We start from the raw sequence: 18758 nt of genomic DNA on the forward strand, positions 1-18758 counted from the left end.
TCGGAAATGTCCTAAATAGAAATTTCAGTTCAATAACTTCTATGATATGATATGTTTGTGAAGTTAACGTCTCTTTCTTGTGAAATCTTTTAAAAGCGATTGGACTTTTTGTTATCTGTTGCCAACTATCACTTTTGGAGGTCTGCGTATGGAAAGAACAAAAGTTATGATTGTTGATGATTCCAAAACAGTCCATGCAGAACTTTCATCAATATTAAGCGAGCTCATTTGGAATGGTAAAGATTTAGATATTGAACACACTTACGGATACGAGGAGTTCAAAAAAATCTTTGTCCCCGAAAAATACGCGCTTGTGATAACCGATTTAGTAATGGAGAGCGATGACGCGGGAATTAAAGTTATAAACCACATCAGACACACGTGCAATGATAAAAAAACGAGGATAATCTTGATGACTGCGAATCCTGAGAAAATTCCAACTGATTTGCTTACAAGAGACTACGATATAAATGCTTATATAGAGAAGGAAAGTCTTTCCCCATTTTCAACAAAACTCACAGTTTTGTCGCTTCTCAAAACTTACCAAGATATAACGTCACTTGAACAAGCAATCGTTACCTTAGAAAATGTTGCAGCAAACGCTTCCGAAATGAGTCTTCCAGAGCTGCTTATAAATACCTTTCTCCAGGTGCGCACGTTTTTGTGCTTAAAACTTCCGGATATTAAACTCACCGGAGAAATCTTCGTGAACAACGAGCGTATTTTCCCACCAAAGTTTATGAACAGCGAACATTTGGAATATAGATACGATTTTCACACAAAAGTTCAAAAGGACAATATTCTTTTTGTGGTCTATTCACCAAAACAACTGAACTCACTTGAAACATCATACATAAGAAGCCTTTTGAAAAACCTTCAAACGTCCCTTATTTCCACAAAACGTTCAGATATTGAGGAAGAATTTGTTATCATGCTTTCTAAAGTTATTGAGGCAAGATCAGCAGACACCGGAGACCATGTGAATCGCGTTGCCGAACTATCTTGTTATTTGGCAGAATACCTCGGTTTTAGCTCCAGTGATGCAAAGTTAATCAAGAAAGCCTCAGCATTACACGACATTGGAAAAGTCGGAGTGCCTGATTACATATTAAACAAACCGGGGAAACTCGATGAGAAGGAATTTTCAATTATAAAAGAGCATACCTTAATCGGTTTCGAAATTCTTAGGAATTCTACGTTAAACATCTTTGAGATAGGTGCGGTCGTCGCTCTGGAACACCACGAAAGGTGGGACGGAAGTGGCTATCCCTATGGCCTTCAAGGCGAGGAGATAGCAGTAGAAGCACGAATAGTTCAAGTCGCCGATGTTTTTGAAGCTTTAACACACGATAGGTGCTATCGTCCCGCCTGGTCCGTTGAAAAGGCAGTTGAATACATGAACGATATGAAAGGCAGGCAATTCGACCCAATGGTGATTGATGCGTTCAACAAACACTTAAAAGACATGATTGCTATAGTGAAATCCAACTATAGCGAAGAAGTTTGAGAATTTTCGAATCTTATGGTTTTGCCTCCAAGAAATCTTGGATGTTTTTTATCGCTCTGGCAAAATCTTCTGGTAGTCTTGCTATGAATTTTACACGTTCACCAGTTCTTGGATGGAAAAATGAAAGGCTGAGTGCATGGAGCATCTGTCTGTGAATATCAAATTTCTCATCTTCTTTAGCTTTTCCGTAAACTTCATCACCCATAAGTGGATGACCGATGTATTTCATATGAACCCTAATCTGGTGCGTTCTTCCAGTTTTGGGCCACGCAAAAACTAAGGAAGCCAAGTTCCCAAACTTTCTTATGACTTTGTAATGTGTGAGTGCTGGTTTGCCATATGTACTCTGAGTTACTGTCATCTTAACTCTGAGCACAGGATTTCTGGCGATGCTTACATCGATATCTCCTTCGTTTTTTTCAGGCACACCTTTAACTAAGCATACATACAGTTTTTCTGTGACCCTGTCTTTGAACTGTTTAGTGAGCGATTGATGTGCTAAGTCATTCTTTGCAATTACCATCACACCACTTGTATCTTTATCAAGCCTATGGACAATACCAGGTCTCAGCACCCCGCCAACACCTTGTAAATCTTTACAATGATACAAGACTGCGTTGACAATGGTTCCCGAGGTGTGGGATGGAATGGGGTGGGTTATTATTCCTGGTTGTTTGTTGATTACCAATATATCACGGTCTTCGTATATTATGTCCAGCGGTATGTTCTCAGGCAGGATTTCCGGAATCTGGGGCTTCTGAGGTACCATCAAGGTAATTGTATCCCCAGACTTCACCTTGTAGCTCGGCTTCTTCAAAGTTCCATTCACCAGAACCTCGCCATTCTTTATTGCTTTCTGGATGAATGTTCTTGAAATCCAGTCTGGAGTCTTTTCCATGACGAATTTGTCCAGGCGCCAGCCATCTTCCCTGTTCGTTACCTGTATATCCATTTTTTCCAGTTGAGGAGTTGGTTGTTCTAATTCCTCCATCTCTTCTATCTCTTCCATCTCTTCCATATTCTCGAACTCTTCCATAAATTCCCTCATATATTCCTTTATTTTCCCTCCGGTTGTCTATATTTTCATCATTTTTCTATTTGTTTCTTGGCTTTCGATTCAGCGATAAGCATTTGAATCATAATCCCTATGCTACCAATGAAGATAAAGATGTCCGCAACGTTTATTATCGTCGGCCAGTAGTCGAACGTAAGGAAGTCAACAACATAACCGTATCTTATACGGTCAACCAAGTTTCCTAAGGCTCCACCAACGATGAAACCAATAAACATCTCTGTCAGCTTGCTAACTTTGAACAGCAAAGGCACCAAGGAAGTGATAACAATAATTAGCAAGGTGAGGTAAATAACCGCTTCTTTGACTCCTGGAAACAGTCCAAAAGCAATTCCCCTGTTAGTTGCATACGTAAAATGGAAGAATCCAAATAGGTTTTTTATCTCTCCAAAACGAAGGTATAACGTCGCTAAATGTTTTGTAATCTGGTCCAACGTTAGTGAAAGAACTATCCAGAACATCTTATCATTCCTTATCAGTTTTTACTTGACCTTCTTATAGATAAACGGTGAAGCAACTTCTAATCCAAGGTTTCTGTAGTTGAATATTCTTTCCGTGTTTCCTACAAAGAGTAACCCACCAACGCGAAGACTTTCAGCGAACTTTTTGTAAAGTTGTTCTTTTGCTTCCATCTCAAAGTAAATAACAACATTGCGGCACAATATTAAGTCAAAGCCCTTTTCAAACGGGTCTTGCAGTAGGTTGTGCCTTTTAAACTGGACACGTGCTTTTACATTTGGCTTTACTATGTATTTTCCATCTCGAACGATGAAGTATTTTTTGATGTATTCAGGTGGTGTGCTAGCCATTGAGCGCTGTTCATACTCACCTATCTGTGCTCTTGTGAGTACGCCAATATCTATGTCGGTAGCTAAAATTTTAGCTGTTGGAGGCGCTTTGAGCTCTTCAAGTAGTATCGCTAACGAGTATGGCTCTTCTCCCGAAGAACACCCAGCACTCCAAGCTTTAAACCTTGGTCCACTTTCTTGGAGAAGTTGTGGAAGAAATACCTTTTTGAGCTCTTCCCATTTTTCTGGATTTCTGAAGAACTCTGTGACATTGATAGTGAGCTTATCTAAGAACTCATCACGCTTTTTGGTGTCTTTTGAAATAAGGTCTAAGTATTCTTTATAGCTTTTGCAATTGTATTTTCTTATAAGCATCTCTATGCGCCTTTTCATCCTTTCCGGTTTGTATCCGGAAAGGTCTAATCCCATAGTCTCTTTTATTTTTTCAACAAACCATTCGAATTGGTCCCAAGGAAGCTCTTGAATATCACCAGATTGGAAATTCGAAATCCAAGCGAACTTCTTTTCCTTGAAGTCGTCCAACGACATATAAATCACCCACTTTCAAGGTAATTTTACCTGCAATAGTCTTCTGACCATCTATTTCATCGTTTATCAAATTGATTTCCAGATTATCGGCCTTGAGAGTGAAACCAAACTTTGATGAAAGGCTACCGTTTTCATAAAAAACAAGTGTGTATACAATGAACGAGTTGTCACTCAGTAAAACTCCGAGTCCTGTCTTTTCACCAATAAACAAGTATGTTTTATTGCCAGCTCCTAAAGTAATTCCATTTGGTGAATTTTCAAAAAAGATGTCCAAACCATACATTTTGAACGTTAGGTTGGTACGTGACACATCACTGAGGATTGAAAAATAGTCGTTTTTGTGTATATACCCATTTGAGAAATAGCCTGTGTTAACCCATGTTGCATACCAACCCTTTTTAGCCGGATTGGCAAATGTTGTAAACGGAATGTCGATGTTTAAATCAGAATAGGTGACTCTGTAGGGGTCATTTATAAACTCAAAATACTCAAAGACATCAGCAAATTTGGGAGTGATTTTTATAAAACCTTGCTTCTGTGCGAGTTCAACATCGACTTTGAACTTGGTTTTGAATTTCCAAAATGAAAAATCATATCGGGTTGATAGTTTGTACGTAGTATCAAATGGAGAGACGCCAAAAAAGAGCGTCTCTCCCATTAAAAGTGTATTGATGGTGAGAATAAAAACAGTTGCGAGTAGCAGATGTATCCTAAAAGTTGGAGCTCTGTTCTCCAATGTTTTCAGCTCCATTCTCAAAATTTATACTTTCTGTCAATCAATACGAACATCGAGCTTCTCAACTACTTACCCTTCCAATTTTGCCATTATCGCTTCAAGTTCTGCATCATCGATGTCGAAGTTGCCAAATACTTCTTGAACATCGTCGTTATCTTCAAGTGCATCTATAAGTTTCAGCACTTTTTCCGCATCAGAACCGCTGACTTTGACACTGTTCTTTGGCTTGTACGTGATTTTCGCAGTTCCTTCGAAACCGTTCTTTGCTAGATTTTCTCTCAATGTCGTCAAGTTTTCAGGAGCAGTGTAAACAAGAACTGGGTCTCCCTCTTCAATGTCTTCCGCACCAGCATCAATAGCCAACAATGTAAACTCATCCATATCAGCTATTTTTTCTCTGGGAATTTCTACAACACCTTTTCTTTCAAATATCCAAGCAACGGAACCGCTTTCTGCAAGTGAACCACCATTTTTGCTGAGTATGTGTCTCAATTCTTGAGCGGTCCTATTTTTGTTATCTGTCAAAGCTAATATGTAAAGTGCAACTCCACCTGGCGCGTATGCTTCGTAGATAACTTCTTCGTACTTTTCACCTTCTAACTCTCCGGTACCTTTCTTAATGGATCTTTCAATTGTATCTTTTGGCATGTTTGCTTCTCTTGCTTTTTCAAGAACTGCTCTTAGTCTTGGGTTTGTTTCTGGATTTCCGCCACCTTCTCTTGCAGCAACAATGATTTCCCTGATAATCTTCGTAAATATCTTAGACCTCTTCGCATCCTGGGCAGCCTTCCTGTGCTTAATGTTTGCCCACTTATTGTGACCTGACATACTCTCTTCCTCCCTACTTAGATTTCTCGTTTTTTAAACGCTAACGAATTGACTTTTGTTTTCTATCTTTCTCCAGGCATAATCACCTTGTCTATTATACCATATTCCTGTGCCTCTTGTGCACTCATGAAGAAATCTCTATCGGTGTCTTTTTCTATCTTTTCTATGGGTTGTCCAGTGTGTTTGCTGAGAATTTCGTTTATGAGATGTTTAATTCTTAAAAGCTCTTTTGTCAGTATTTCTACATCCTTGGCAGTTCCCTCAGCACCACCGAGTGGTTGGTGAATCATTATACGACTATTTGGAAGCGAAAATCTCTTTCCTTTTGTACCCGCCGCCAAAAGCACCGCAGCCATCGATGCCGCCTGACCAATACAGATAGTTGCAACATCACATTTTACATATTGCATCGTATCGTATATTGCAAGCCCAGCTGTTACTAAGCCTCCCGGTGAGTTGATGTAAAGTTGTATATCTTTGTCTGGGTTCTCTGCCTCCAAGAATAATAATTGTGCTACAACCAAATTCGCTACATGGTCGTCTATAGCGCTACCAAGGAATATAATCCTATCTTTTAGTAACCTTGAATAAATATCGTAAGCACGTTCATATCTACCGGTTGTTTCGATAACTATTGGAACATATTGGTCAAGTATTTTTTTCATTTCTTTATCCATATCCATAAGTTCTCATCTCCCCAAAGGTCTTAAAGGTGTTACTGGATTATTCTGATTGTTCCTTTTCAACTTCTTACTTATTTTCTTGCTCTTTAAATGATACTTCCTCTATTTGTGCTTTTTCTGCAAGGATTTTTGCAACCTTTGACTCTACTATCTCCATAACTACTTCGTTTCTTATATCCTGTCTGCTCTTAATTATCGCTTCCGCTCTGTCGGGACTTACTCCCCATTCAACTGAAACTCTTTCTGCATAAGTTTTTATATCTTCCGTATCGACTTTGATATTGTTCTCTTCAGCAATTTTCTTTACAACTAAATCTTTCTTTATCATATTCAAATAGTAATTTCTGAGCTCTTCGATAAGCTTCTCCTCACTGCCGTAGTTCTGAACATATGATTCGTATTTTCCGTCTTCTTTTAGATTATCTATGATGTTCTCAACAGCCCTTTCTATTGTCTTCTCACTGATTTCTATCTCAGTAATTTCCGGAATTTGAGCTATTATTTGTGCACGGTAGGATTCCGCTAATTCTCTATCGTATATCTCCTTGCCTTCGGTTCTGAACTTTTCTTTGAGTTGCTCAGTTGTTTCTACATTCTCGATTGCTAAGGATTTTACGAACTCGTCTGTAAACTCTGGAAGAATTCTCTTGTAAACTTCCTCTACCTCAAGGATGTATTTGTAAACAATTTTGTCATCGCCTTTTTCGAAAGTTCTTTCGAATTTTACAACATCGCCTTTTTTCCTACCAAAGAGTTGCTTTACAACTTCTCTTTCATCATCCTTCGAAAGAACGTATTCTCTTTCTTCTGCATCTCTGAGTTTCTTTTCTCCGAGCATAACTGTTTCTTTTACTTTGACCAGGTCGCCTTCCTCAGCCTGTCCATCTTTTGGCTCAAGTATGGCATTTTCCTCTATGATATATTTTACCCTCATATCTACGTAACCATCGAGGACTTCTTCTTCTTTTGCCTTTCTCAATTTGAGTTTTGTGGGCTCAAACTTAACCTCTGGTTCTGTATGGAGTTCAACAACAACTTTTCCATTTTCGGCAGAGAACTTGGCATCTGCAATTACTGGTGGGAGGAGCAGTTGAAGTTCTTCTTTGTCAAGTCTATTCTCTATTTCTTTAATTGCCTCGTTTGCGACGTAGATTTCATAGAAGGCATCTTTTAATCTTAGCTTGTAAACTTCCTTTGGGACCCTTCCGGGTCTGAAACCTTCTATGTGGTAGTTTTTTCTATTCAATTCAGCAACCGCTTTGTCTTCCAATTTTGCTATATCATTTTTGTCGAAAAGGTATTCACGTATTATCATGTTCTTATCTTTTGAAACTTCTTTGACTTCCATCTTTGCACCTCCTAGTTTATTTGAAAATCCTTTACCACTTTAAAAAGGGGCATTACGCCCCCTCGTTTGCTGTAAATAATCAGTTCACCATTTTTGCTTAAGCCTTATTCTTCAACAAGCTGAAGCACGGAAAGTTCTGCTCCGTCGCCTCTTCTTTGACCAACCTTAATAACTCTTGTGTAACCTCCGTTTCTGGAAGCGTATTTTGGTGCTATTTCATCGACAAGTTTGTTCACAAGTCTTCTGTCACCAAGTTCTGCAAATATCTGTCTTCTGAGAGCAACGCTTTCTGCTTTGTTTTCATCTTTAATTTTGTATGCCTTTACTGCCTTTGTTATAAGTTTTTCTATGTATGTCTTTCCAACTTTTGCTTTCACTGTTGTTGTCATAATTGTTCCGTGCTCGATTATTTCTTTTGCAAGGTTTCTCATGAGAGATGTTCTGTGAGAACCGTATCTATTGATTTTGTTTCTCTTCATTCGATGTCTCATCTCATTTGTCCCCCTTTCTTAGCGAAAGACCAAATTTTTCTTTGAGCTTTTCCTTCACTTCTTCAAGTGATTTAACTCCAAAATTCTTGATTTTGAGCAAATCTTCCTCTGTTCTTTCAAGCAGGTCACCTATCGTTTCTATTTTGTCTCTTTTCAAGCAGTTCAGTGACCTTGCGGAGAGTTCAAGCTCTTCTATTTTCTTTGAAGCAACATCTTCTGTGGATACGCTTTCTTCAACTACGGAATACGTTTCTTGATACGCTGGAATAGGCAGTTCTTCAACGTCACTGAGACTTTGTTCAATGAAGCTGAAGTGCTCCAGTATGATTTTTAATGAATGTTTCAACGCCTCAGCTGGTTTAATGCTCTTTTTCGTCCAGATTTCGAGTATCAATTTTTCAAAGTCTGTTCTTTTGTCAACACGCACGTTTTCCACAAGCCAATTCACTTTCAAAACGGGGCTGTAAACACCATCCATGACGATCCAGCCAATTTCTGGTCTTTCATTTCTTTCACTTGCTGGCACAAAACCCTTTCCAAATGTTGCATAGAGTTCAACTTCAATATCTGCATCTTCGTTAAGCGTGGCTATGTAATGATTTGGATTTACCACCACGACTCCAGCTGGGCATTGGATATCTTTTGCTGTTAATATAGCTGGTCCTTTCTTTTCAATAATTAGCTTAACGGGTGATTCAACGTATGCCTCTACGCGCAGCTGGACCTTTTTCAAATTTAACAAGATATCCATTATATCTTCTTTAACACCTTCTATTGTATCAAACTCGTGGTACTTCTCAGGCTTTACGAACCTGACATCCGTGATTGCAAAACTGGGAATCGAAGAGAGCAGAACCCTTCTCAACGTATTTCCTATCGTGACTGCGTAACCCTTTTCAAGCGGCGACATGGAGTACTTCGCGTAGTAATGGTCTTCGTATTCCGCTTGCTCTTCGAGTCTGAACTTCCTTCCAAAGGTTTGAAGCATTAACATCACCTCGAGTAGAATTCAACGATAGCCTGAACATTGACTGGAAGGTCTGTAACTTCTTCGAGTTTTGGATTCCTGACGTATTTTCCTGTGAATTGGTCGTAATCCACCTCAAGCCATGGAGCAACTGCTCTACCTTTGTTAAGTTCGAGCGCTTGCTTTATCGGTTGAATTCCTCTACTGCTTTCTTTTATGGAAATAACATCGCCAGGTCTTACCTGATATGATGGTATGTCAACCTTTTTGCCGTTTACAAGAATATGACCGTGGGAAACAAGTTGCCTTGCAGTTCTCCTGTTGATGGCAAATCCAAGTCTATATACCACGTTATCAAGTCTTCTTTCAACTTGTGCAACCAAGTTTTCACGGGTATCGCCCGCTTGTTTTGCAGCTCTTTCGTAGTAGATTCTGAACTGCTTTTCAAGCACACCGTATATCCTCTTCATCGTTTGCTTTGCCCTTAATTGCAAACCGTATTGTGTCAACTTCTTCTTTTCCCTACCGTGTTGCCCGGGTGCAAAAGGTCTTTTGTCAAAAGGACATTTTTCACTGAAACACCTTTCGCCTTTCAAATAAAGCTTCATTCCTTCTCTTCTACAAAGCCTGCAAAGAGCACCTGTATATCGTGCCATTATTTTCCCTCCTTATCACTCAGACACCAAATTCGTAAATTAGACTCTTCTTCTTTTCGGTGGTCTACATCCGTTGAATGGAATTGGTGTGGCATCTCTTATGTTTTCAATTTCCAGTCCTGCTGCTTGGAGTGTTCTGATAGCTGTTTCTCTACCTGCACCAGGTCCTTTGACGATAACATCGACCCTCTTAATTCCCATCTTGAGAGCTTCTTTTGCTACCTTATCAGCTGCAAGTTGAGCTGCGTATGGTGTCCCTTTTCTTGTTCCTTCAAAACCTGCTGTGCCACCGCTACCCCATGTTAAAACGTTTCCGTTGGGGTCTGTTAATGTGACTATTGTGTTATTGTACGTAGACTTGATGTGAACTACACCGTGGTCAACGGTTACCTTTTTCTTAGCTTTTGCTCTTGTTCGACCTTTCGCCATTTAGCTTTCCCTCCTTCGGTTCTTTCGGTCCCAAAAAGTATAACTATCCTTCTTACCCCTTCAGTTCGTCAAAACTTATTTACCTTTTTTCTTAATCCTGCTTGGTCTTGGACCTTTTCGTGTCCTTGCATTTGACCTGGTTCTTTGACCTCTTACTGGGAGCCCCAGTTTGTGCCTTAAGCCGCGGTAACATCCGATATCTATAAGCCTCTTGATATTTCTCATAATTTCTGTTCTCAATTCACCTTCGACCTTGTAGTTCTGCTGAATGAAAGATGAAATCTTGCTGATTTCGTCTTCTGTAAGGTCTTTAACTCTCTTTTCTGGATCCACACCTGTGTTCTTGCATATTTCAAGTGCCCTGGTCGGTCCTATCCCGTATATATATCTAAGTGCGATGTGAACCTTTTTGTTGCTCGGTATTTCAACACCAACGATACGAGCCATTAATCTCCCTCCTCAGTAAATTTTCCACAATCTTATCCCTGTCTTTGGTTGTGTTTGGGGTTTACCTTACAAATAACATAAACTCTTCCTTTTCTTCTGATAATCTTACAGTACTCGCATCTTTTTCCAACGGATGCTTTCACCTTCATAGTTACCTCTCCTTTCGGAAAAATTTTTCTGTTTTATTGTTATTTATTCTTCGTCATCAAGTATCTCTTCTTCGCCTTTAGCGTCTATCTTCTTTCGATAGACTATCCGACCACGTGTAAGGTCGTAAACTGTTAGCTCGACAACTACACGGTCTCCTGGTACAAGTCTGATGAAGTTTTTTCGCATTTTTCCGGATACGTGTGCTAATACTTTGAACCCGTTGTCGAGTTGTACTCTGAACATAGCGTTAGGTAGTGCTTCAACTATTGTTCCTTCCATTCGTATGACGTCTTCCTTGTTTTTCAGAAAAATCACCTCTCAGCCTTACGAAACTTCCCACGGTTGTTAAACAATTTACAGATTTACAGAGTTGTCAATACCTCACAGCCGTTCTCGGTAATCACAACAGTGTGTTCAAAATGTGCCGCTCGTTTACCATCAACGGTAACTACCGTCCAACCATCTTCCAAAACAACTACGTGCCAGCCGCCTTCAGTAACCATAGGTTCTATAGCAAGTGTCATTCCCGCCTTTAAAACTAAACCCGTTCCCGGTTTACCATAGTTTGGAACTTGTGGGTCTTCGTGGAGCTGTTTTCCTATGCCATGACCAACAAAGTCCCTAACAACGTTGAATCCATGGCTTTCCACATAGCTTTGTATTTCGTAAGATAAATCTCCCAACCTCATTCCTGGTTTTATTAATTCTATCGCACGCATCAGGGATTGTTTAGTAACTTCAACAAGCTTTTGCCCAGTTTCATCTGTTACACCTACAATAAACGTAGCAGCACCGTCTCCATAGTATCCTTCGTATATTGCCCCAACATCTACCGAAACAATGTCACCTTTTTTGAAAACTTTACTTTTCAAAGGAAACCCGTGTATAACCTCTTTGTTTACTGAAACAGTCGTAATGTAGGGATATCCTCCGTAGCCTTTAAAAGCTGGTTTACAACGATGTTCTTTGATAACCTTTTCTGCCATCATTTCTATATCAAGTGCAGTTGCTCCCTCAAATACTATCTTCTTTGCTTCTTCGAGAACAGCAGCAACTGCACGTCCTGCGACTCTCATTTTTTCTATCTCTTGTTTGGTCTTAATTCTTATCATTTCGTTTCGATACCACCCAATATATTAAACAACATTTTCATTACTTCTTCTACACTCTTTCTGCCATCTAAAGTAAAAAGTTTGTTTTGATTTCTATAATATTCGATTAACGGTGATGTTTTTTCGATATAGACTCTGTATCGGCTTCTAACAACCTCTTCCTTATCGTCTTCCCTTTGAATTAGTTGTCCACCACAATCATCGCAAATTCCATCTTGCTTTGGTGGTAGTGTAATCAAATTATAAACCTTACCACATTTAGAGCACACTCTTCTGGTTGAAATCCTTTGGACAACAGTTTCTTCATCAACTTCAAAGTATATAGCTCCATCCAATGTTTTACCCATAGCAGAAAGCATACTGTCTAATGCTTGAGCCTGGTTTAGCGTTCTCGGATATCCGTCCAGAATAAAACCATTTGCACAGTCTGGTTGCTTTAATCGCTCCTCAACCAATGCATTCGTTAGTTCGTCTGGCACTAGATTTCCGGAATTCACAATATTCTGCACTTTCTTTCCGAGTTCTGTGCCTTTTGCTATCGCTTCTCTGAATATATCACCTGTTGAGATGTGTGGTATATTGTATTTTTCAACTAACCTTTTTGCATACGTTCCTTTTCCAGCCCCCGGAGGTCCCAAGAATACCAGGTTCATATCTCCACCTTCTTATTTTTCTTATCTTCTACCGGAAATTTTCCCTTTCTTCACAAAACCTTCGTAATTTCTCATTATGAGATGAGCTTCTATTTGCTGAGCTATATCAAGTGCCACACCAACAGCGATAAGTGCACTCGTTCCGCCCAGCCAGATATTGACTCTTGTTATGCCTTCAACAAGATATGGAAGCAAGGAAATACCGACCAAGAAGATAGCACCTATAAACGTTACTCTGTTAAGCACGTATGTAATGTACTCTTCTGTAGGTCTTCCAGCTCTGATACCAGGGATAAATCCGCCGTAGCGTTTGATATTTTCTGAAATGTCCTTTGGGTCGATGACTACAACGCTGTAGAAGTAAGTGAAGAAGAATATAAGCAGTGCGTAAGTTATTATCATAAGTGGGCTCTGCATGCTAAAAAGTTTGATTGCCCACTGTGCGCCTGTGATTTGTGCAATTGCTTCTGGAATACTAACTATCGCCCATGCAAAGATTATTGGGATAACTCCAGAGTGGTTGACTTTTATTGGCAGATACGTGCTCGTTCCACCGTATATCCTTCTTCCAACCATTCTTGTAGCGTATTCAATTTTGATTCTTCTTTCAGCTTGTTGGACGTAAATTATAGCAACAACCATGAATACCGCAACTGCGATAAGGAAAATCCAACCGAATATGTTGAGATTTCCAAGAACCGCATTCCTAAAGTATGCTGGATATCTTGCAACTATACCTGCAAAAATAAGGATACTTACACCGTTGCCAATACCTTTTTCGGTAATCCTATCACCTATCCAAAGTAGGAACATCGTTCCAGCAACAAGAGATACCGTCGAGACAAATGAGAACAACCATTTGTTAACTGCTATTATTCCTTGATAGCTATTAGCCAAGCCAAACGAAACAACAAATGACTGGAGTGCTGCAAGACCGATTGTTAGATTCTTCGTATAATGCTGGAATTTTTTCCTACCTTCCTCTCCTTCTTTGAGAAGCTCCTTGAGAGAAGGAATAATAGAAGCAAGAAGTTGCATAATAATTGATGCATTAATGTATGGCGTAACACTCATTGAGAATACGGAGAATCTGCTAAATGCACCTCCGGTAAAGACGTCATAAAAACTAAGAACACCACCGGCAAGGCCGGTGCCCTGCTTGGAAAGCGCCTCCCCCCAAGCTTTGATGTTTATACCCGGAACTGGAACGTAAATTCCCAACCTAAAGACAAGTAACATTAAAAATGTAAAGATAACCCTATCCCGCACCTCTGGAATCTTCATCGCATTGCGCAGCGCTTTCCACATTATTAAATCACCTCTATTTTACCGCCGACTTTTTCTATCTTCTCTTTCGCCTTTTCACTAAATTTGTGCGCCTTAACTACGAGTGGCTTTGTTATTTCTCCTCTGGCAAGTATCTTAACACCATCATAAATTTTGTTAATTATACCTTTCTCCAAAAGAACTTCTGGAGTCACTACATCGTTGCTTTCGAATTTTTCCTCAAGTGTATCAAGGTTAACGACAGCATAGATTTTCTTTGTGAAGTTCTTAAATCCGAATTTTGGAAGTCTTCTGTGTAATGGTGTCTGTCCACCTTCCATCCATGGACTGACCTTACCTGTTCCTCTTGCTTTTTGTCCTTTGTGACCTCTACCTGCAGTTTTTCCTTTTCCGGAACCTTGACCTCTTCCAACCCGTTTGAACTTTTTGTTTGAACCAGGAGTTGGTCTAAGCTGGTCTATAGTAAGAATTTCAGGCATTTCTAATTCCCTCCTTATTATTATTCTTCAATCTCTTCAACCTTAAGAAGGTGCTTTACTTTTTCGACCATACCTCTAATCTGTGGTGTGTCGTTCTTAATTACAGTCTGGTGCATCTTCCTCAGACCAAGTCTTCTGACAGTATCTTTTTGGTCGTATTTGTATCCAATTGGACTTCTTACTAGCGTAATCTTCAATTTCTTCATATCTTAGCCCTCCTTTTTGACTCCACGAACTACTTGAGCAGGGGTTATATCTCTTAGTGCTGCTATCTTTTCAATTGGATAGAGGTTCTTTATTCCGTTTATAGTTGCCTGAGCCATTACAACTGGGTTTGTTGACCCCATTGCTTTGGTTAGAACGTTTTGAACACCTGCTAATTCAAGAATAGCACGAACTGTACCATTTGCGATGATACCGGTACCAGGTGCAGCGGGTTTCATGAGTATCTTTGCTGCATCCTGCTTGCCAACGACTTCGTGTGGTATTGTTCCTTTTACAACAGGTACTTCTATCATGTTTCTTCTTGCACTTACAAGGGCTTTTCTAATAGCATCGGGCACTTCTCTTGCCTTTCCAACCCCAACGCCAACTTTACCGTCCCTGTTGCCAACAACAGCGAGGACTCTGAACGAAAGGTTTTTACCACCTTTTGTAACCTTTGTTGTCCTTCTAATCTCTATTATCCTTTCCTCAAATGTTTCGGCAGACTGTTTTATCTTTTCTGTAATTTCTGACACTGTAAGCACCTCCTAACCTACACAATTAGAATTTCAGTCCAGCTTCTCTTGCAGCATCCGCAAGAGCTTTAATTCTTCCGTGGTATTTAAATCCGCCACGGTCAAAAACAACGGTAGTGATACCCTTTGCCAATGCTCTTTCTGCAATGATTTTTCCTACCTCTTTAGCTGCTGCAACATTCCAAGTCTTTTTAACTCTTTCTTTTATGTCTTTTTCAACCGTGGATGCTGCGACAAGTGTTCTTCCAACAGTGTCATCTATTATCTGTGCGTAGATGTGCTTTTCGCTTCTGTAGACGGCGAGTCTCGGTCTCTCAGGTGTTCCAAATATTTTTTTCCTTATTCTTCTATGCCTGACAAGCCTCAATTTCTTGCGGTCTTCTCTCTTAATCACGTTTTATACCCCCTTATGCTTTCTTTCCTTCTTTGAGTCTGATAACTTCGTCTACGTATTTAATACCTTTTCCACTGTATGGGTTGGGTTCTCTCCATCTTCTAATATCCGCTGCGAATTGTCCTACCCTTTGCTTGTCGATTCCACTAACGATGATTTTGTTCGGTGCTGGCACTTCTACTTTTACATCTGCTGGTATATCCATTTCAACTGGATGAGCATATCCAAGGTTCATGATAAGCTTGTTACCTTGGAGTTGTGCCCTGTATCCAACACCAACGATTTCAAGTTCTTTCTTGAATCCTTCTGTAACGCCAATTACCATGTTTCTTACTAGTCTCCAGTATGTTCCAACCATAGCTTTAAATTTCTTTTCGTCTGCTTTTCTTTTTGCAACATCAAGGTTTGGGGAAAACCACACTTCGTTACCTTCTACCTTGATATTCACATATGGATGAGTAGCAAGTTTCAACTCGCCTTTTGGACCCTTAACCTTTATTTCAGAGTCGGTGATTGTTAACTGAACGTTCGATGGAAGTACGACAGGTTTTTTCGCAATACGAGACATGTGGTTGCACCTCCTTACCAGATGTAGGCGATAACTTCTCCACCGACTCCAAGTTCAGCCGCTTCCTTGTCGGTGAGCACACCTTTGGATGTTGAGAGAATAGCTATTCCTAATCCATTCTTAACTCTTGGGAGGTTTGCTTTACCAACGTAAATCCTTCTCCCAGGTTTAGAAACACGCACAATCCCGTGAATTACTCTTTCTCTGTTCTTTCTTGAACCTTTGTATTTCATTTGAATTCTGAGTATCCCTTGTTTACCGTCTTCAATATACGTGTACCCTTTTATGAATCCCTCTCTTACAAGAATATCAGCTATCGCTTTTTTGAGGTTAGAAGCAGGAACATCTACTTGGTCTTTGAAAACAAGGTTCGCATTTCTTATTCTTGTAAGCATGTCAGCTATTGGGTCGCTCCACACGGTTAACACCTCCATGATTACCAACTTGCTTTCCTAACGCCCGGGAGTTTTCCCTCGTTAGCGAGTCTTCTAAAGCAAACTCTGCATATTCCGAATTCTCTGTAAACTGAGTGAACCCTTCCACAGATATGGCATCTTGTGTATTCTCTAACTTTGTACTTTTTTGGCTTCTTCCATCTTTCAACCATTGATTTTTTTGCCATTTAATATTCCCTCCTCATGATTATCTTACTGCTTTCTGAATGGGAAGCCAAGCAATTCCAAAAGCCTTCTTGCTTCCTCGTCTCTCTTCGCCGTTGTAACAATTATGATATCCATACCTTGGATTCTTTTAATCTGGTCTGGTGAAATTTCCGGGAAGACGAGTTGTTCTGTTAAACCAAAGCTGTAATTTCCTTTTCCGTCAAACGAATTTGGATTAAGTCCTCTGAAGTCCCTAACTTTTGGAAGAACAAGGTTGACGAGCTTGTAAACAAAATTGTACATCCTTGGTCCCCTGAGCGTTACCTTAACACCAATTGTCATGCCTTTTCTGATTTTGAAGTTGGATATACTTTTCTTTGCCCTCGTAATGAGAGGCTTTTGACCTGTAATCAATGCAAGCTCTCTTGCGTGCGCTTCAATGATTTCTTTATTTCTCGCACCTTCTCCAACACCCATGTTAATTACAACTTTAACTAGTCTTGGAACCTCATGGATATTTTTGTAACCAAATTCTTTCATTAATGTCGGTACCACTTCATTAAGGTATTTATCTTTCAGCGGTACGTATTCGTAGGCCATTTTTTACTCCTCCTTACTTCTTATCTATGATTTCTCCGCATTTCTTGCAAAATCTCACCTTTGAACCGTCTTCGAGCACTTTAAACCCAACTCTTGTTGGTTTATCGCAGCTTGGACATACGAGCATAACTTTTGACCAGTAAAGCGGGGATTCTTTCTCGATAATTCCGCCCTGTCTCAGTTGTCCGGTAGGTCTTTGGTGTCTCTTTACAACGTTTACTCCTCTGACAAGAATCTTCTGTTCCTTTGGGAGAACTTGTATAACTTCTCCTCTTTTACCTTTGTCTCTTCCAGAAATAACTTGAACTGTATCACCTTTTTTAATCTTCTGTGCCATCGATTACCACCCCTTACCATACTTCTGGAGCAAGAGATACGATTTTCATGAATCCTTTTTCTCTCAGTTCCCTTGCCACTGGTCCAAAGACACGTGTTCCCTTTGGTTGATTAAACTTATCAAGCACTACAGCTGCATTGTCATCAAATCTTATGTAACTTCCATCTGGTCTTCTAATTTCTTTTCTTGTCCTCACGATAACTGCTTTTACAACATCGCCCTTCTTAATATCTGTGTTTGGTACAGCTTCCCTAACGCTGCAAACCACAATGTCACCAACTGTTCCATACTTCTTGTGAGAACCTCCAAGCACTCTTATAACTCTTAAAACCTTAGCACCAGAATTGTCCGCTGCTACGAGGTAGCTTTCGTTCTGTATCATTGTTCACTACCCCCTTCAAGTAGTTCCGTGTCTAATACCTCTGCCTCAGGCGTTTCTCCAAGTCTTGAACGTTCAACGATTCTTACAACGACCCATCTTTTCAATTTGCTGAGAGGTCTTGATTCTTCAATTTCGACAATGTCTCCAATCCTACAAGCGTTGTTCTCATCGTGAGCGTAGAATTTCTTAGATCTTTTCACATATTTTCCAAACTTTGGATGTTTAACAAGTCTTTCCACTTTAACAGTTACAGTCTTATCCATTTTATCGCTAACAACAACTCCGATGAATCTTTTCTTAGGCATGTGGATTACCTCCTTATACCAAGTTCACGTTCGCGAAGGATTGTTTTGATTCGTGCAATGTCCCTTTTGGTTTTTTGAATCAAGCTGAAGTCCCTAAGTTCTCCCATCGCGTTTTGGAATCTCAAGTTCATAAGTGTTCTTTTCTTTTCCTCTAAAAGCTTTAACAATTCTTCATTGCTCATATTTCTAATTTCCACAGGCTTCATACTGCTTCACCACCTATGTGATGTCTCGTAACTATCTTTGTCTTTATCGGAAGTTTTGTTGCCGCGTATTCGAGCGCTTTGATAGCTGTTTCTTCGTCCACACCACCGATTTCAAACATTACCTTTCCCGGTTTTACTACAGCAACCCAACCTTCAACGTTACCCTTACCTTTTCCGAGTTTTGTTTCAGGTGGATGTTTCGTGTAGGACTTGTCTGGGAATATCTTTATCCACAGTTTTCCTTCCTTTTTGAGAGTCCTTGTTATCGCCAACCTGCAAGCTTCTATCTGTTGTGCTGTAATCCAAGCTGGTTCTAATGCTTTAAGGCCGTATTCACCAAAAACAACCAATGCTCCACCTTTTGCATCGCCTTTTGTTCGGCCTCTTTGCTGTTTTCTGTATTTTACTCTTTTCGGCATCAACATGGTTTTGCTAACCTCCT

The 18758-nt window shown here is 39.9% G+C and carries 31 protein-coding genes; 1 reads left to right on the forward strand and 30 read right to left on the reverse strand.

Annotated elements, in window-relative coordinates; genetic code table 11:
• The first annotated feature begins 148 nt into the window (after nt 1–148).
• Entirely contained in the window at nt 149–1507 is a 1359-nt protein-coding gene (locus JM64_RS00005; protein ID WP_064010992.1) for a response regulator, read from the forward strand.
• A 13-nt stretch (nt 1508–1520) separates the two neighbouring features.
• On the opposite strand, the gene JM64_RS00010 is transcribed toward JM64_RS00005, so the two are convergent.
• The 30 genes from JM64_RS00010 to rplP all read right to left on the reverse strand — a co-directional run bounded on the left by JM64_RS00010 (nt 1521) and on the right by rplP (nt 18741).
• On the reverse strand, nt 1521–2459 hold the full coding sequence (locus JM64_RS00010) for an RluA family pseudouridine synthase (protein ID WP_064012426.1): 939 nt from the start codon (nt 2457–2459) through the stop codon (nt 1521–1523).
• A 134-nt stretch (nt 2460–2593) separates the two neighbouring features.
• Complete coding sequence (gene lspA / locus JM64_RS00015; protein ID WP_064010993.1) at nt 2594–3040, reverse strand: signal peptidase II; 447 nt, start codon at nt 3038–3040, stop codon at nt 2594–2596.
• A gap of 21 nt (nt 3041–3061) precedes the next feature.
• Nucleotides 3062–3916: a CheR family methyltransferase gene (locus JM64_RS00020; protein WP_064010994.1), complete on the reverse strand. Its 855-nt coding sequence runs from the start codon at nt 3914–3916 to the stop codon at nt 3062–3064.
• Complete coding sequence (locus tag JM64_RS00025; protein WP_064010995.1) at nt 3855–4652, reverse strand: hypothetical protein; 798 nt, start codon at nt 4650–4652, stop codon at nt 3855–3857. Before JM64_RS00025 ends, JM64_RS00020 begins: the two co-directional genes overlap by 62 nt.
• A 69-nt stretch (nt 4653–4721) precedes the next feature.
• Nucleotides 4722–5480, reverse strand: coding sequence for a YebC/PmpR family DNA-binding transcriptional regulator (locus JM64_RS00030; protein WP_064010996.1), 759 nt, complete (start codon nt 5478–5480; stop codon nt 4722–4724).
• A 62-nt stretch (nt 5481–5542) separates the two neighbouring features.
• The gene (gene clpP / locus JM64_RS00035) at nt 5543–6157 is read right to left on the reverse strand and encodes an ATP-dependent Clp endopeptidase proteolytic subunit ClpP (RefSeq protein ID WP_064012427.1); all 615 of its coding nucleotides are present in this window, start codon (nt 6155–6157) and stop codon (nt 5543–5545) included.
• Between the two features lie 73 nt (nt 6158–6230).
• Nucleotides 6231–7511: a trigger factor gene (locus JM64_RS00040; RefSeq protein ID WP_064010997.1), complete on the reverse strand. Its 1281-nt coding sequence runs from the start codon at nt 7509–7511 to the stop codon at nt 6231–6233.
• 104 nt (nt 7512–7615) lie between these two features.
• Complete coding sequence (rplQ, locus tag JM64_RS00045; protein WP_064010998.1) at nt 7616–8002, reverse strand: 50S ribosomal protein L17; 387 nt, start codon at nt 8000–8002, stop codon at nt 7616–7618.
• A 1-nt stretch (nt 8003) separates the two neighbouring features.
• Nucleotides 8004–8990 carry a DNA-directed RNA polymerase subunit alpha gene (locus tag JM64_RS00050; protein WP_064010999.1) on the reverse strand — a complete coding sequence of 329 codons (987 nt, stop codon included), beginning with the start codon at nt 8988–8990 and terminating at the stop codon, nt 8004–8006.
• Nucleotides 8991–8995: 5 nt separating this feature from the next.
• Nucleotides 8996–9625: a 30S ribosomal protein S4 gene (gene rpsD, locus JM64_RS00055; RefSeq protein WP_064011000.1), complete on the reverse strand. Its 630-nt coding sequence runs from the start codon at nt 9623–9625 to the stop codon at nt 8996–8998.
• A 39-nt stretch (nt 9626–9664) separates the two neighbouring features.
• Complete coding sequence (gene rpsK, locus JM64_RS00060; RefSeq protein ID WP_064011001.1) at nt 9665–10054, reverse strand: 30S ribosomal protein S11; 390 nt, start codon at nt 10052–10054, stop codon at nt 9665–9667.
• A 75-nt stretch (nt 10055–10129) separates the two neighbouring features.
• Nucleotides 10130–10501, reverse strand: a complete 372-nt coding sequence (rpsM, locus tag JM64_RS00065; RefSeq protein ID WP_064011002.1) for a 30S ribosomal protein S13 — start codon at nt 10499–10501, stop codon at nt 10130–10132.
• A 32-nt stretch (nt 10502–10533) separates the two neighbouring features.
• Nucleotides 10534–10650 (reverse strand): 50S ribosomal protein L36, encoded by a 117-nt coding sequence (rpmJ, locus tag JM64_RS00070; protein WP_064011003.1) that lies wholly within the window; start codon nt 10648–10650, stop codon nt 10534–10536.
• A gap of 43 nt (nt 10651–10693) precedes the next feature.
• On the reverse strand, nt 10694–10957 hold the full coding sequence (infA, locus tag JM64_RS00075; RefSeq protein WP_082204773.1) for a translation initiation factor IF-1: 264 nt from the start codon (nt 10955–10957) through the stop codon (nt 10694–10696).
• Between the two features lie 56 nt (nt 10958–11013).
• Nucleotides 11014–11763: a type I methionyl aminopeptidase gene (gene map / locus JM64_RS00080; RefSeq protein ID WP_064011004.1), complete on the reverse strand. Its 750-nt coding sequence runs from the start codon at nt 11761–11763 to the stop codon at nt 11014–11016.
• Nucleotides 11760–12416 carry an adenylate kinase gene (locus JM64_RS00085; protein WP_064011005.1) on the reverse strand — a complete coding sequence of 219 codons (657 nt, stop codon included), beginning with the start codon at nt 12414–12416 and terminating at the stop codon, nt 11760–11762. Before JM64_RS00085 ends, map begins: the two co-directional genes overlap by 4 nt.
• A 21-nt stretch (nt 12417–12437) precedes the next feature.
• Nucleotides 12438–13724, reverse strand: a complete 1287-nt coding sequence (gene secY, locus JM64_RS00090; protein WP_064011006.1) for a preprotein translocase subunit SecY — start codon at nt 13722–13724, stop codon at nt 12438–12440.
• 2 nt (nt 13725–13726) lie between these two features.
• Nucleotides 13727–14182: a 50S ribosomal protein L15 gene (gene rplO, locus JM64_RS00095; RefSeq protein ID WP_064011007.1), complete on the reverse strand. Its 456-nt coding sequence runs from the start codon at nt 14180–14182 to the stop codon at nt 13727–13729.
• A gap of 20 nt (nt 14183–14202) precedes the next feature.
• Nucleotides 14203–14388 carry a 50S ribosomal protein L30 gene (gene rpmD / locus JM64_RS00100; RefSeq protein ID WP_064011008.1) on the reverse strand — a complete coding sequence of 62 codons (186 nt, stop codon included), beginning with the start codon at nt 14386–14388 and terminating at the stop codon, nt 14203–14205.
• Between the two features lie 3 nt (nt 14389–14391).
• The gene (gene rpsE / locus JM64_RS00105; RefSeq protein WP_064011009.1) at nt 14392–14922 is read right to left on the reverse strand and encodes a 30S ribosomal protein S5; all 531 of its coding nucleotides are present in this window, start codon (nt 14920–14922) and stop codon (nt 14392–14394) included.
• A 25-nt stretch (nt 14923–14947) separates the two neighbouring features.
• On the reverse strand, nt 14948–15316 hold the full coding sequence (gene rplR / locus JM64_RS00110; RefSeq protein WP_064011010.1) for a 50S ribosomal protein L18: 369 nt from the start codon (nt 15314–15316) through the stop codon (nt 14948–14950).
• Between the two features lie 13 nt (nt 15317–15329).
• Nucleotides 15330–15884 (reverse strand): 50S ribosomal protein L6, encoded by a 555-nt coding sequence (rplF, locus tag JM64_RS00115; protein WP_064011011.1) that lies wholly within the window; start codon nt 15882–15884, stop codon nt 15330–15332.
• Nucleotides 15885–15898: 14 nt separating this feature from the next.
• Entirely contained in the window at nt 15899–16303 is a 405-nt protein-coding gene (gene rpsH / locus JM64_RS00120) for a 30S ribosomal protein S8 (RefSeq protein WP_014451914.1), read from the reverse strand.
• Between the two features lie 17 nt (nt 16304–16320).
• On the reverse strand, nt 16321–16506 hold the full coding sequence (locus JM64_RS00125; protein ID WP_029683944.1) for a type Z 30S ribosomal protein S14: 186 nt from the start codon (nt 16504–16506) through the stop codon (nt 16321–16323).
• 25 nt (nt 16507–16531) lie between these two features.
• A complete protein-coding gene (rplE, locus tag JM64_RS00130) occupies nt 16532–17086 on the reverse strand; it encodes a 50S ribosomal protein L5 (RefSeq protein ID WP_064011012.1) in 555 nt (184 codons plus the stop codon).
• Nucleotides 17087–17099: 13 nt separating this feature from the next.
• The gene (rplX, locus tag JM64_RS00135) at nt 17100–17423 is read right to left on the reverse strand and encodes a 50S ribosomal protein L24 (RefSeq protein ID WP_014451917.1); all 324 of its coding nucleotides are present in this window, start codon (nt 17421–17423) and stop codon (nt 17100–17102) included.
• 13 nt (nt 17424–17436) lie between these two features.
• Nucleotides 17437–17805 (reverse strand): 50S ribosomal protein L14, encoded by a 369-nt coding sequence (gene rplN, locus JM64_RS00140; RefSeq protein WP_014451918.1) that lies wholly within the window; start codon nt 17803–17805, stop codon nt 17437–17439.
• A complete protein-coding gene (gene rpsQ / locus JM64_RS00145; protein WP_014451919.1) occupies nt 17802–18110 on the reverse strand; it encodes a 30S ribosomal protein S17 in 309 nt (102 codons plus the stop codon). Before rpsQ ends, rplN begins: the two co-directional genes overlap by 4 nt.
• Nucleotides 18111–18115: 5 nt before the next feature.
• Nucleotides 18116–18316: a 50S ribosomal protein L29 gene (rpmC, locus tag JM64_RS00150; protein WP_014451920.1), complete on the reverse strand. Its 201-nt coding sequence runs from the start codon at nt 18314–18316 to the stop codon at nt 18116–18118.
• Entirely contained in the window at nt 18313–18741 is a 429-nt protein-coding gene (gene rplP, locus JM64_RS00155; RefSeq protein WP_014451921.1) for a 50S ribosomal protein L16, read from the reverse strand. The genes rpmC and rplP overlap by 4 nt, the downstream gene beginning before the upstream one ends.
• Between the last annotated feature and the right edge of the window lie 17 nt (nt 18742–18758).

The sequence above is a fragment of the Fervidobacterium pennivorans genome, from assembly GCF_001644665.1.
GTDB lineage: Bacteria > Thermotogota > Thermotogae > Thermotogales > Fervidobacteriaceae > Fervidobacterium > Fervidobacterium ngatamarikiense.

Coding starts and splice junctions, on each gene's coding strand:
- JM64_RS00005 (WP_064010992.1), top strand. CDS start 149: ATGGAAAGAACAAAAGTTATGATTGTTGATGATTCCAAAACAGTCCAT.
- JM64_RS00010 (WP_064012426.1), bottom strand. CDS start 2,459: ATGGATATACAGGTAACGAACAGGGAAGATGGCTGGCGCCTGGACAAA.
- lspA (WP_064010993.1), bottom strand. CDS start 3,040: ATGTTCTGGATAGTTCTTTCACTAACGTTGGACCAGATTACAAAACAT.
- JM64_RS00020 (WP_064010994.1), bottom strand. CDS start 3,916: ATGTCGTTGGACGACTTCAAGGAAAAGAAGTTCGCTTGGATTTCGAAT.
- JM64_RS00030 (WP_064010996.1), bottom strand. CDS start 5,480: ATGTCAGGTCACAATAAGTGGGCAAACATTAAGCACAGGAAGGCTGCC.
- clpP (WP_064012427.1), bottom strand. CDS start 6,157: ATGGATAAAGAAATGAAAAAAATACTTGACCAATATGTTCCAATAGTT.
- JM64_RS00040 (WP_064010997.1), bottom strand. CDS start 7,511: ATGGAAGTCAAAGAAGTTTCAAAAGATAAGAACATGATAATACGTGAA.
- rplQ (WP_064010998.1), bottom strand. CDS start 8,002: ATGAGACATCGAATGAAGAGAAACAAAATCAATAGATACGGTTCTCAC.
- JM64_RS00050 (WP_064010999.1), bottom strand. CDS start 8,990: ATGCTTCAAACCTTTGGAAGGAAGTTCAGACTCGAAGAGCAAGCGGAA.
- rpsD (WP_064011000.1), bottom strand. CDS start 9,625: ATGGCACGATATACAGGTGCTCTTTGCAGGCTTTGTAGAAGAGAAGGA.
- rpsK (WP_064011001.1), bottom strand. CDS start 10,054: ATGGCGAAAGGTCGAACAAGAGCAAAAGCTAAGAAAAAGGTAACCGTT.
- rpsM (WP_064011002.1), bottom strand. CDS start 10,501: ATGGCTCGTATCGTTGGTGTTGAAATACCGAGCAACAAAAAGGTTCAC.
- rpmJ (WP_064011003.1), bottom strand. CDS start 10,650: ATGAAGGTGAAAGCATCCGTTGGAAAAAGATGCGAGTACTGTAAGATT.
- map (WP_064011004.1), bottom strand. CDS start 11,763: ATGATAAGAATTAAGACCAAACAAGAGATAGAAAAAATGAGAGTCGCA.
- JM64_RS00085 (WP_064011005.1), bottom strand. CDS start 12,416: ATGAACCTGGTATTCTTGGGACCTCCGGGGGCTGGAAAAGGAACGTAT.
- secY (WP_064011006.1), bottom strand. CDS start 13,724: ATGTGGAAAGCGCTGCGCAATGCGATGAAGATTCCAGAGGTGCGGGAT.
- rplO (WP_064011007.1), bottom strand. CDS start 14,182: ATGCCTGAAATTCTTACTATAGACCAGCTTAGACCAACTCCTGGTTCA.
- rpmD (WP_064011008.1), bottom strand. CDS start 14,388: ATGAAGAAATTGAAGATTACGCTAGTAAGAAGTCCAATTGGATACAAA.
- rplF (WP_064011011.1), bottom strand. CDS start 15,884: ATGTCTCGTATTGCGAAAAAACCTGTCGTACTTCCATCGAACGTTCAG.
- JM64_RS00125 (WP_029683944.1), bottom strand. CDS start 16,506: ATGGCAAAAAAATCAATGGTTGAAAGATGGAAGAAGCCAAAAAAGTAC.
- rplE (WP_064011012.1), bottom strand. CDS start 17,086: ATGGCCTACGAATACGTACCGCTGAAAGATAAATACCTTAATGAAGTG.
- rplX (WP_014451917.1), bottom strand. CDS start 17,423: ATGGCACAGAAGATTAAAAAAGGTGATACAGTTCAAGTTATTTCTGGA.
- rplN (WP_014451918.1), bottom strand. CDS start 17,805: ATGATACAGAACGAAAGCTACCTCGTAGCAGCGGACAATTCTGGTGCT.
- rpsQ (WP_014451919.1), bottom strand. CDS start 18,110: ATGCCTAAGAAAAGATTCATCGGAGTTGTTGTTAGCGATAAAATGGAT.
- rpmC (WP_014451920.1), bottom strand. CDS start 18,316: ATGAAGCCTGTGGAAATTAGAAATATGAGCAATGAAGAATTGTTAAAG.
- rplP (WP_014451921.1), bottom strand. CDS start 18,741: ATGTTGATGCCGAAAAGAGTAAAATACAGAAAACAGCAAAGAGGCCGA.